The organism is Streptomyces sp. NPDC059567 (assembly GCF_042735655.1).
GTDB lineage: Bacteria > Actinomycetota > Actinomycetes > Streptomycetales > Streptomycetaceae > Streptomyces.
Genome location: NZ_JBHWBS010000115.1, coordinates 5064 through 15454, shown reverse-complemented (window position 1 = coordinate 15454; position 10391 = coordinate 5064). Strand labels below are relative to the sequence as shown.

The 10391-nt window shown below is 72.8% G+C and carries 11 protein-coding genes and 7 tRNA genes; 9 read left to right on the top strand and 9 right to left on the bottom strand.

Features of this window, described 5'->3' with window-relative positions:
- Window positions 1–96: 96 nt before the first annotated feature.
- Window positions 97–168: transfer RNA gene (locus ACFVZW_RS32775), tRNA-Val, on the bottom strand.
- Between the two features lie 39 nt (window positions 169–207).
- Window positions 208–702: an SRPBCC family protein gene (locus tag ACFVZW_RS32770; RefSeq protein ID WP_384529131.1), complete on the bottom strand. Its 495-nt coding sequence runs from the start codon at window positions 700–702 to the stop codon at window positions 208–210.
- 83 nt (window positions 703–785) lie between these two features.
- Here ACFVZW_RS32770 and ACFVZW_RS32765 point away from each other — a divergent pair, with 83 nt between their 5' ends.
- Window positions 786–3419, top strand: a complete 2634-nt coding sequence (locus tag ACFVZW_RS32765) for an SCO7613 C-terminal domain-containing membrane protein (protein ID WP_384529128.1) — start codon at window positions 786–788, stop codon at window positions 3417–3419.
- Between the two features lie 60 nt (window positions 3420–3479).
- Here the strand turns inward: ACFVZW_RS32765 and ACFVZW_RS32760 are convergent.
- A tRNA-Val gene (locus ACFVZW_RS32760) sits at window positions 3480–3554 on the bottom strand.
- A 54-nt stretch (window positions 3555–3608) separates the two neighbouring features.
- Window positions 3609–4031: a TIGR02611 family protein gene (locus ACFVZW_RS32755; RefSeq protein ID WP_384529125.1), complete on the bottom strand. Its 423-nt coding sequence runs from the start codon at window positions 4029–4031 to the stop codon at window positions 3609–3611.
- A 190-nt stretch (window positions 4032–4221) separates the two neighbouring features.
- On the opposite strand from ACFVZW_RS32755, the gene ACFVZW_RS32750 reads away from it, so the two are divergent.
- Window positions 4222–4635 (top strand): SsgA family sporulation/cell division regulator, encoded by a 414-nt coding sequence (locus ACFVZW_RS32750; protein WP_015032345.1) that lies wholly within the window; start codon window positions 4222–4224, stop codon window positions 4633–4635.
- 265 nt (window positions 4636–4900) lie between these two features.
- A complete protein-coding gene (locus tag ACFVZW_RS32745; RefSeq protein WP_384529123.1) occupies window positions 4901–5458 on the top strand; it encodes a CGNR zinc finger domain-containing protein in 558 nt (185 codons plus the stop codon).
- A gap of 19 nt (window positions 5459–5477) precedes the next feature.
- On the opposite strand, the gene ACFVZW_RS32740 is transcribed toward ACFVZW_RS32745, so the two are convergent.
- On the bottom strand, window positions 5478–5645 hold the full coding sequence (locus ACFVZW_RS32740; protein WP_329125923.1) for a hypothetical protein: 168 nt from the start codon (window positions 5643–5645) through the stop codon (window positions 5478–5480).
- A 79-nt stretch (window positions 5646–5724) separates the two neighbouring features.
- Window positions 5725–6153 carry a hypothetical protein gene (locus ACFVZW_RS32735; protein WP_384529153.1) on the bottom strand — a complete coding sequence of 143 codons (429 nt, stop codon included), beginning with the start codon at window positions 6151–6153 and terminating at the stop codon, window positions 5725–5727.
- Between the two features lie 166 nt (window positions 6154–6319).
- Here ACFVZW_RS32735 and ACFVZW_RS32730 point away from each other — a divergent pair, with 166 nt between their 5' ends.
- The gene (locus tag ACFVZW_RS32730) at window positions 6320–6835 is read left to right on the top strand and encodes a DsbA family protein (RefSeq protein ID WP_384529120.1); all 516 of its coding nucleotides are present in this window, start codon (window positions 6320–6322) and stop codon (window positions 6833–6835) included.
- Here ACFVZW_RS32730 and ACFVZW_RS32725 read toward each other — a convergent pair.
- From ACFVZW_RS32725 to ACFVZW_RS32715, 3 genes are all read right to left on the bottom strand, one after another.
- Window positions 6832–7671 (bottom strand): GNAT family N-acetyltransferase, encoded by an 840-nt coding sequence (locus tag ACFVZW_RS32725; RefSeq protein ID WP_384529117.1) that lies wholly within the window; start codon window positions 7669–7671, stop codon window positions 6832–6834. The genes ACFVZW_RS32730 and ACFVZW_RS32725 overlap by 4 nt on opposite strands.
- Window positions 7672–7749: 78 nt before the next feature.
- Window positions 7750–8577 (bottom strand): aminotransferase class IV, encoded by an 828-nt coding sequence (locus ACFVZW_RS32720; RefSeq protein WP_384529114.1) that lies wholly within the window; start codon window positions 8575–8577, stop codon window positions 7750–7752.
- Window positions 8574–9626, bottom strand: a complete 1053-nt coding sequence (locus ACFVZW_RS32715; protein ID WP_384529111.1) for a chorismate-binding protein — start codon at window positions 9624–9626, stop codon at window positions 8574–8576. The genes ACFVZW_RS32720 and ACFVZW_RS32715 overlap by 4 nt, the downstream gene beginning before the upstream one ends.
- Before the next feature lie 221 nt (window positions 9627–9847).
- Between ACFVZW_RS32715 and ACFVZW_RS32710 the strand changes: the two genes are divergently transcribed.
- From ACFVZW_RS32710 to ACFVZW_RS32690, 5 genes are all read left to right on the top strand, one after another.
- Window positions 9848–9920: transfer RNA gene (locus tag ACFVZW_RS32710), tRNA-Gly, on the top strand.
- A 39-nt stretch (window positions 9921–9959) separates the two neighbouring features.
- Window positions 9960–10033, top strand: a tRNA-Cys gene (locus ACFVZW_RS32705).
- A gap of 1 nt (window position 10034) precedes the next feature.
- A tRNA-Val gene (locus tag ACFVZW_RS32700) sits at window positions 10035–10106 on the top strand.
- 39 nt (window positions 10107–10145) lie between these two features.
- Window positions 10146–10217 (top strand) — tRNA-Val (locus ACFVZW_RS32695).
- Window positions 10218–10256: 39 nt separating this feature from the next.
- A tRNA-Val gene (locus tag ACFVZW_RS32690) sits at window positions 10257–10331 on the top strand.
- Window positions 10332–10391: the final 60 nt, after the last annotated feature.

Genomic DNA, 10391 nt, shown 5'->3' with positions numbered 1-10391 from the left:
GCTGGGGGGCGGGGGGGGGGGGCCCCGCGGGGGGGGGGCGGCGCGGGGTGGGGGGCGGCGGGGGCGCGCGAGCGCCCCCGCCCCGCCCTCTCCCGGTGGGCGATACTGGGATCGAACCAGTGACCCCTTCGGTGTGAACGAAGTGCTCTCCCGCTGAGCTAATCGCCCGGGAACGGGTTGAACCATACAGGTTTCCGCGGGCTTCCTTCAAACCGGCCCGCTGTCGCCCGGCGTCGGCCGGGAGGTGGCGCCCTCATCGGGCCTCGCCAGTGTGGCTGCCAGGCCGCGCCGTCCGGCGCGCATCATCAGGGCGTGGTTGGCACGGAAGACGGGCCGGCCGGGGACGGCGAGGCGGCGCATCAGGGGGCTGGTCACCTCGACCTCCTGCTCGTAGACCGCGCGGGTCCCCGGGCCGCGGGAGGTCAGGGTCCAGCGCGCCCAGCCCTCCAGATCGCCGCGCAGCGAGACCTCGAGGACGCGGGCGACGGGGTCCCGGCGCAGGGCCTCGGCGGTGACCACGAGGTCGTACGGGAGCAGGGAGCGGAAGCGGGCCGTGCCGGTGAGCTCGTCGACGGGGACGACCTCACGGACCTGGGGCCACCACCGGGGGTACTCCTCGGCGCGTTCGAGCACGGCGTAGACCGCGTCGGGCGGGGCGGCCAACTGCCAGACGCTGCGGAAGCGGTAGCGGCACCAGTCCATGTCTCCAGTGTGTACGTACTCAGGCGGGGATATGAGTACCCGCGCGCATACCCCTTCCCTGTGTCCGGGGCCACACTCCGCACATGGACAACGCCCTGCCACCCGCGGACGAGCTGCGGCTCGTCGACCGCGAGCTGGCCCAACTCGACGCTCGCCGCTCCCAGTTGCTGGCCCGCCGCACCTGGCTGCTGCAGGTGCTGCAGCCGCCCGTGACGTTCCCGGCCCCGTCGCGGGCCGCATCCGGACCGGTGGCGGACTCGACCCCGCGCAGCGCGCAGAACGTGCTGCTCACGCTGGGCGGGGTGCTGCTGACGATCGCGGCGCTCGCCTTCACGCTGGTGAGCTGGGGCTCGATGGGGATCGGTGGCCGTGCCGCCGTCCTGGGCGTGGTGACGTCGGCGGCGCTGGCCGCGCCGGTGCTGCTGCTGCGCCGGAGCCTCGGCTCCACGGCGGAGTCGGTGGCGGCGCTCGGCCTGGTGCTGATGGTGCTCGACGCGTACGCGCTGCACCGGGTCGCGCTGCCGGACACCGACGCGCTCGGGTACACCGCGGCGGCCTCGGCGGTCCTCGCCGGCGCCTGGACGGCGTACGGCTCGGCGCTGGGGCGGCTGCGGATTCCGCTGCCGGTGGCGGTGGTGACGGCTCAACTGCCGCTGCCGCTGGGCGTGCTGGCCGCGGACGGCGGCGCGCTCGCGCTGGGCTGGGCGGCGCTCGCGACGGCGGTGGCGGATCTGGCCGTGGTGCTGTGGGTGAAGCCGGCGGCGGTACGGACGACGGCGGGCATCGGTGCCGCGGTGCTGGGCGGCTGGGCACTGGTGACGGGCGGCATCCTGTCGCTGACCTCGGCGATTCCGGCGGGTGCGCTGCTGCTGGCCTGCGCCGGGGTGGCGCTGTTCCTGGCGATGGGGGCACCTGCCGGCGGTGGCCGGGCGAAGGTGGCCCGGGCGGCGGAGGCCGCGTCCGTGGTGGCGGGGCTCGCGGTGATCGTGGCGGCGGGCGGTGTGCTGCGGGTGGTGCTGCCGGGCGACTGGGAGGTGCCGGGGTACGTGCTGTGCGCGGTCGCCCTGGCGACCGTCCTGCGGTCGTCGGCGCCGCGCGCGGTGAAGCGGGGTCTGGCGGGTGCGGGGGCCGGGGTGCTGGCGCTGGGCGTGGCCTGGGCGCTGCCGCCGGTGGCGGTGGCGCTGCTGGCTCCCCTGGCGCGGACGACCCCGGTGTGGTCGGGCACATACACGGACGAGGTCCTCACCTGGTACCCGTCGACGGCCCCGCTGGTCCTGCTCGTCGCGGCGGCGGCCCTGTCGGCGGTGCCGCGCCTCTGGACCCGCTGCGCCGCGCTCCTCCTGACCTGGTCGCTCCCCCTGTCGCTGGACCTCCCCTACGCGCCCGCCCTCGGGCTCCAACTCCTGACGACGACGGCAGCCCTGTTCCTGGCCGCCCGCCCGGGGACGCTGACACGGGGAATCCCGGCCCGCCCCGTCCCGGCCCGACCCGGAACGGGAGAGACGGGTGGCGCCGGGGCCGACGCGGGTGGAGACACGGGCCCGCGCGGCGCGGAGACCGGCGACGACGCTGCCGGAACCACTGCGGACGCTGCCGACCCGGCCGGCGACGCGGGCGACGGCGCTGCGGCCGGACCGACGCCCCAGCCCGCGGTACCCGGTTCCGGCGTCGCCGGTGCCGGTCCGCGGGGTCAGTGGGCCGGATGGGGGCCCGGGGCGGCCCCGGGGGCCGGCGGCGTGCCGGCGTCGCCGCGGGACGTGCTCGGGTGGAGTGCGCTCGGCTGCGCGCTCGCCACGGCGGCGAGCTCGGTCGCGGCGGCTCTGGACACCCGCCCGGCGACGTTCACCGTGCTGGGCGTCCTGCTCGGGCTCTTCGTCGCCGTCGCGTTCCTCGCGGAGGGCGCACGGCGGGCCGTGGCGGCCTGTGTCGCGGTCGGCACGGCGGCGGGCATCGTGAGCGCCGGGGCGGCCGCCGCGGAGCTCCAGGACCACCACACGGCGCTCGCCCTGCTCGTGGTCCCGGCGGTCACCGCCGCGGCCGGAGCGTGGCTGCGGCGCCATCCGGTCACGCTGCCCGTGGAGATCACCGGTGCGGCCGTGGCGGTCCTCGCGCTCGCCCTGGCTGCCTCGCGGCCTGCCGTCCTCGCGCTCGTCCTCGCCCTGTGCGGCGTGATCGCGGCGGCGACGGCCGTCCGCCCCGAGCGGCGCCCGTTCGCCTCGTGGACGGCAGCGGCGCTCTTCCTCGTGGCCACCTGGGTGCGGCTCGCCGTGTGGGACGTCGAGACCCCGGAGGCGTACACGCTGCCGGTCACCGTGCCCGCGCTGGTGGTCGGCGTGCTGCGCCGGCGCCGCGACCCCGAGGCCTCGTCCTGGGTGGCGTACGGCCCCGGCCTCGCCGCGACGCTGGTGCCGAGCCTCTTCGCCGCCTGGGCGGACCCGGACTGGCTCCGCCCGCTGCTCCTCGGACTCGCCGCGCTGGTGGTGACGCTGCTGGGCGCCCGGTTCCGGCTGCAGGCTCTGCTGGTACTCGGCGGTTCGGTGCTCGCGCTCGACGGGCTGCACGAGCTGGCCCCGTACGTGGTCCAGGTCGTCGGCGCCCTCCCCCGCTGGCTGCCCCCGGCGCTGGCCGGACTGCTGCTCCTCGCGGTGGGCGCGACGTACGAGCAGCGGCTGCGCGACGCCCGCCGGCTCCGGGAGCGGCTGGGCCGCATGCGGTGATGTGACGGGGAACGCCGAAGGCCCGGAGACTGGATGCAGTCTCCGGGCCTTCGGTCCGGGTGGTGGGCGATACTGGGTTCGAACCAGTGACCTCTTCGGTGTGAACGAAGCGCTCTCCCACTGAGCTAATCGCCCGGGCGCACCGCAAACATTACCCCATGTCAGAGGGGCGCCCGACCGCCGTCGATGTCAGTCGTTGATCTTCCACGGCATGACGAAGCCGTACTTCCAGAGGTAGAAACCGAGCAGCACGGCGATGATCACCAGGCCGATCGTGGTCAGGATGATGTTGCGACGCCGGACCTTCGGATCGAGGGCGCGCTGAGCGGCCTCGGTGACCTTCCGCTTCGTCCAGCGGAGCACGAGCTGCGCCCAGACGAACTCGGTGGCCCAGATCGCCATACCGCCGAAGATCACCAGCCAGCCGGGGCCGGGCAACGGGAGCATGACGATGCCCGCCCCCACGACCGCCAGGCCCACGATGAAGACGCCGACCTGCCAGCTCAGGTGCAGGGTCCGGCGGGCCTTGATGAACTCGGGGGCCCGGGATCCCAGCTCGGATTCCCCGTCGGCCGCGGACTCCCCGGTGCGCTCGTCACTCTCCGCATTCATAGGCCCCAACCTACCGGATTCAAGACCATCACCGGAATGGCCGTATTACCCGAAGTCACACACCCCCGAACGAGCTACCTGAACGATCACAAAACAGACAGAGGGGTTTACAACGGCACCGTAGGTGGCATGTCGATTTCGCCGACGTGCGAATCCCCGAGCGCACACTGAGCGAAAGGCCCTGGCGCTTATGAACACCACGGTCAGCTGCGAGCTGCACCTGCGCCTCGTTGTGTCGAGCGAGTCCTCACTGCCTGTACCCGCGGGCCTGCGGTATGACACGGCCGATCCGTATGCCGTGCACGCCACCTTCCACACCGGAGCCGAGGAGACGGTCGAGTGGGTCTTCGCCCGCGACCTTCTCGCCGAGGGGCTGCACCGGCCCACCGGCACCGGCGACGTCAGAGTCTGGCCGTCCCGCAGTCACGGTCAGGGCGTCGTCTGCATCGCGTTGAGTTCCCCCGAGGGCGAAGCCCTGCTCGAGGCCCCGGCGAGGGCCCTGGAGTCGTTCCTGAAGCGGACCGATGCCGCCGTGCCGCCGGGCACCGAGCACCGTCACTTCGACCTCGACACGGAGCTCTCCCACATCCTGGCCGACAGCTGAGCCAGGCCGAGAGCCGCACGGCGCCGTCCGACTCGGGGAGACGGCGCCGCGCGGACAAACCCATACGGCAGACATCGGCGTCCTCACCGCGCAGCCGGCGCGAGGAGGGCGCCGATGCCCGTTTCCGGGTTGCGGACGGCAGGTCGAAGCATGGTTTCGGCCCCGTTCCGGCCCGCTTTCGGACCGCTCCGGGCGACACGCGGCGAAGCCGCTAGAGTCAGCGCAATTCGCGGGCGCCCGCCCGCAGCCGGCCATGGAGCGAATCGTGCTGATCCCCCACGACACCCGGATCGCCCTCGACACCGTCGTCGATCTGATGAACACCGCCCCCCAGGGCGACCGTGACGACGAACTCGGGGACCTCCAGTCGCTGCACACCTTCGTGCGGGCCCATGACGTCAGCGACGTCGGCGAGCTCGACGAGAACGACCTGCGGGGCGTGCGCGAGGTCCGCGCCAGGTTCACGGCCGTCTTCGCCGCGCCGGACGCCCGGATCGCGGCGACACTGATCAACCAGCTGGTGGCGGCCGCGGGCACGACCCCGCAGCTCACCGACCACGACGGCTACGACTGGCATGTGCACTACTTCGCGCCGGGCGCGTCGATCACCGACCACCTCGCCGCGGACTGCGGCATGGCGCTGGCGTTCATCGTGGTGGCGGGCGAGCAGGAGCGCCTGCGGCGCTGCGAGGCCCCGGACTGCGGCCGGGCCTTCGTCGACCTCTCCCGCAACCGTTCGCGCCGATACTGCGACAGCCGCACCTGCGGTAACCGGCTCCACGTGGCCGCGTACCGGGCGCGGCGCAAGGAAGCCGCCGGCTGATCCGCTCTCCTCCGGCCCCTCACAGCAGGAAGAGGTCGTGCACGGCGGCCATCAGGAGCAGACAGCCGATGACCGCGAGGAAGATCATCAGCGGCGGCTGGGAGAGCGCGAACAGACAACCGCGCGGCTCTTCGGTGGGGGCGGGGGCGTGATCCCGCGAGGTATCCAGCATCTCGGGGGCGATCATGGCGCAGCGACACCCCGGACCGCCCGCAACACGCCCCTCGGGGAGGGCAGTTCATCCCATCCCGTGGATACCGCGCCCGTCAGATCCCGTGCTTCTTCAGGATCGCCTCGATGTCGCTGAAGTCGTCCCCGCCCTGCTTGGCCTGCGGCTTCGGGGTCGCCCCGCGCTGCCCCTGCCCCAGCGCGGGGGCCGAAGCGGTCGGTGCGGCGACGGGATCGGGCCGGGCGCCCTCGGTCGCCTCCTTGCGCCCCGCCCTACGCCGCTCGATGGCGCGCGTGGAAATGAAGAGCAGCCAGGCCCCGCCGAGAACAGCGAAGCCGGCCCATGCGGTCGGGCTGAAGGCCGTGTCGAAGGCCCACTCCACCGCCCCGGTCATGACCAGTCCGATGGGCACGAGGGAGTAGGCGGCGATCCGCGCCGCGGCGAGGAAACGCTTGCGGTACGCCGTGATCGCGGCGATGCCCAGCCCCGCCACGGACACCGCGGAAAAGATGGTCTCGGCGAGCATGCGATCCTCCTGGGCCAGGGCGATACGTCCCTTCCATCCTGCACCGGTGAGGCCGCTCGCGGCCACGTTCCGGGCGGACCTCAGGGAGATCTCCGGGTCGCCCCCTGCGGATCTCCTCCCCAGGTCCCGGTTGGGCCGGGTCTCCGGCGGCTGGAAGACTGCTCCCATGAGTGACTCCATCACCCCGTCCACCTCCCCCGTCGTCGTGGAGGCCTGGCTCGACCTCCAGTGCCCCGACTGCTTCCGCGCGCTCGACGACGTGCGCGCGCTGCGCGAGAAGTACGGCGAGCGCATCGACGTACAGCTGCGGCACTTCCCGCTGGAGAAGCACAAGCACGCCTACGCCGCCGCCCAGGCCGCGGAGGAGGCGGCCGAGCAGGGCAAGGGCTGGCCGTACGTGGAGGCGCTGCTCGCCAGGACGGCGGAGCTGGCCGACCGGGGCGAGCCGGTCCTCCTGGACGTCGCGAGCGAACTGGGCCTGGACGCGGAGGAGTTCGACACCGCTCTGATCGACGGCCGGCATCTGCTGACCGTCGACGCGGACCAGGCCGAGGGCAAGGCGATCAAGGTCACCGGCACGCCGACCTATGTCGTCGGCGGCGAGCGCCTGGACGGCGGCCAGAGCCAGGACGGCCTGCGCGAGCGCGTCGAGGCGATCGCCGACCGCCTGCTCGCCGGCTAGAGCAGGGCCTTCCAGCTGTTGACGTAGGTCGTGCGGTAGCCGAGCGACTCGTAGAGGCGGATCGCCGGGGTGTTGCCCGCGAAGACATGGAGTCCCAGCAGGCGCTCACCGGCGCCGAGCGCGACCCGCTCGGCCAGCAGCATCAGGGCACGGCCGTAACCGTGGCCGCGCTGCGACTCGGCGACCTCGATGTCGTAGACGAAGGCGCCGTGGAGCCCCGGTTCGAGCTCGATCCGACCCGTCCAGAGGAAGCCGGCGACCTCCCCGTCCGCCACGGCGACGTTGATCGAAACATGGGGCGTGGCCAGTCCCTGGGGGAGGTGCGTACGGTTGCTGGCCTCGGCCTTCGCCCGCGCCCGGTCCTCCGGTACCCCCCGGTCGATCCAGCTCTGCGCGAAGGCGGCCGTGGCCTTCGTCTGCCACTCCCCGTACTCCGCCTCGGTCATGGGGCGGACCGTGACGCCCGGGGGCAGCTCGGGCGGCTCGCCCGGCAGCTCCTTGACCATGTTCCGGCTGCGTTCGGTGTAGCCGAGGGCGTCCGCCATCCGCAGCGCAGCCCGGGCGTCCGCCGGGACGGAGATCTGGACCTCCCCGCAGCCCCAGCCGCGCAGCACCTCCTCGGCGGCGAGCGCGGCGACCGTGCCACGGCCTCGGCGGCGGTCCTTCTCGTCGATGCCCAGGGCCTCGATCACACCGGCCCCGGCGCCGAATCCGGGGGCGGTGGCGAGACGCACGGAGCCGACGCGACGGCTGTTCACACAGACGTCGTAGGTGCGCGAACGGTCGCCGCCGGGGGTCTGCTGAAGCGGCCCGGTCGGCCGCAGGGTGGTGGTCATCACCGGTGTTCTACCCACCCGGCGGCCGTCCGTCATCCCGATTTCGACGCGCGCGTCCGTTCAGAAGCGCGCGTCCGTTCAGAAGCGCGGGTCCCTGTCGGCCGCGGCGCGCTCGTCGAAGATCCGCATCGCCTTGGCCGTCACAGGTCCGGGGGCGGCGGTCAGCTCGCGTCCGTCGACCCGGTGGACGGCCTGGACGTCCCGGAGGGTCGAGGTCAGGAAGATCTCCTCGGCGCTCTCCAGGACGTCGAACGGGAGATCGGTCTCCTGCGCACCGGTCCACTCCACGGCGAGGGCGCGGGTGATGCCCGCCAGACAGCCGGACGAGACGGGCGGGGTGTGGATCCGGCCGTCGATCACGACGAAGACATTGGATCCGGTGCCCTCGCAGAGCCGGCCGACGGTGTTGGCGAACAGCGCCTCGGAGGCGCCCTGTTCACGCGCCCTGGCCAGGGCGACGACGTTCTCGGCGTACGAGGTGGTCTTCAGGCCGGTGACCGCGCCGCGCTCGTTGCGGGTCCAGGGGACCGTGATCACGGCGGTCGAGTCGGCGCGACGGCCCGACTCGCCGAGCGCCACGATGAGGCCGGCGCCCTCGTTCCCGCGCTCGGAGCCGAGCGGGGAGATCCCGCCCGTGTACGTGATGCGGAGCCGGCCGAGCTCCATCGGGTTGGCCTCCAGGACGGCGGCGCAGGCGCGGCGTACCTCGTCGAGGTCGGGGTCGGGCAGTCCGAGCCCGCGTGCGGAGCGGGTGAGGCGCTCCAGGTGCAGGGTGAGGGCGAAGGTCCCGCCGCGCTCGGCCTTGACCGTCTCGAAGACGCCGTCGCCGACGGTCAGGCCGTGGTCCAGTACGGACACCCGGGCTTCCGCCGCGTCGTACAGCCCGCCGTTGACCCAGAGTTTCATCGAGATATGGCCTTTCCGCTCGCCTCGTACGTGCCCGACGCTACCGCCAGCAGACGGGACGCCTTCAATTCGGTCTCCGCCCACTCGCGCTCGGGCTCGGAGCCCCAGGTGATGCCGGCGCCGGTGCCGAAGCGGACCATGCCCTCGGCGCGGTCGATCCAGAAGGTGCGTATGCCGACGGCGAGCTCGGCGGTGCGGCGGTCGGCGTCGACCCAGCCGATGCCTCCGCAGTACGGGCCGCGGGGCGCTGTCTCCAGGGTCTCGATGATCCGCAGGGCGCTGGACTTCGGGGCGCCGGTGACGGAGCCGGGCGGGAAGGTCGCGTCGAGCAGCTCCCGCCAGCCGACGCGCTCGTCGAGGACGCCGCGGACCGTGGAGACGAGGTGGACGAGGCCGGGGTGGGGTTCGACGGCGCACAGCTCGGGGACGGTGACCGAGCCGCTCGCGCAGACCCGGCCGAGGTCGTTCCGCACGAGGTCCACGATCATCACGTTCTCGGCGTGGTCCTTCTCCAGGAGGCCGTCGGCGGTCCGCGCGGTGCCCTTGATGGGGCCGGACTCGACGGTGCGTCCCTCGCGGCGCAGATAGAGCTCGGGGGACGCGGTCGCGATCTCCACCCCGTGGGCGGGCAGCCGAATCGTTCCCGCGTACGGGGCGGGGTTGCCGCGGGCCAGGACGGCGGTGAGGGCGTCGACGTCGGCGGCCCGCGGGTCGGGCAGCGGCGCGGACATCACCCGGCAGAGGTTGGCCTGGTAGACCTCGCCCCGCGCGATGTGCGCGCGGATCGCCCGTACGCCCTCGATGTACGCGGCGCGGTCGAGCGAGGACGTCCAGTCACCCACGGCGGGGCCGCGCCAGGCTCCGGGGTCGGGCGCGTGGACGGGGTCAGGCCGTACGTCGCCGAAGCGCGCGCAGGTCAGACGGCCCTCGAAGTCCGCGGAGACGGCCCAGAAGCCGGCGGAGTCCAGGGCCTCGGGGTCACTGGTGACATCCCGGAGGTCGGTCGCGACGAGGCCGCCGAAGCGGGCCAGAGGAGCAAGGTCGTGCACGGATCGAGTCTAGGCGGGTGGCGAAGGGACGGCGGGGCACTCATGTGGGGGCGGCTGCGAGCCACCCCGGGAACACGAGGAGTGAACGCCGCGCGAACGCTCCTGGCCGCCCGGCTGGGTACGCGGCTCAGCACGCTGCGGAAACGCGTTTTTGTGCTGGCCCAGGAATCCGCTAGAGTTCAACACGTCGCCGGGACGCGCAAGCGGAACGGAAACGACAAGCGGACGTGGCTCAGTTGGTAGAGCATCACCTTGCCAAGGTGAGGGTCGCGAGTTCGAATCTCGTCGTCCGCTCGATGTGGGGGATCTTCCCAAACCCCCGTATTCACTCCTGGTGGAGTGGCCGAGAGGCGAGGCAACGGCCTGCAAAGCCGTCTACACGGGTTCAAATCCCGTCTCCACCTCCAAGCGCGATTAGCTCAGCGGGAGAGCGCTTCCCTGACACGGAAGAGGTCACTGGTTCAATCCCAGTATCGCGCACGCAGAACAACCGAAGATCCGGTCCGCATGGACCGTCCCGCGCGATTAGCTCAGCGGGAGAGCGCTTCCCTGACACGGAAGAGGTCACTGGTTCAATCCCAGTATCGCGCACGCAGTAACAGCAGGTCCTGTATCGTTCGGGACCGTCCCGCGCGATTAGCTCAGCGGGAGAGCGCTTCCCTGACACGGAAGAGGTCACTGGTTCAATCCCAGTATCGCGCACCACCCCGAAGCCCCCGCGCGCCGTATTAGGGGCGGGGCGGACGGCGAAACCCACCAGAGCCC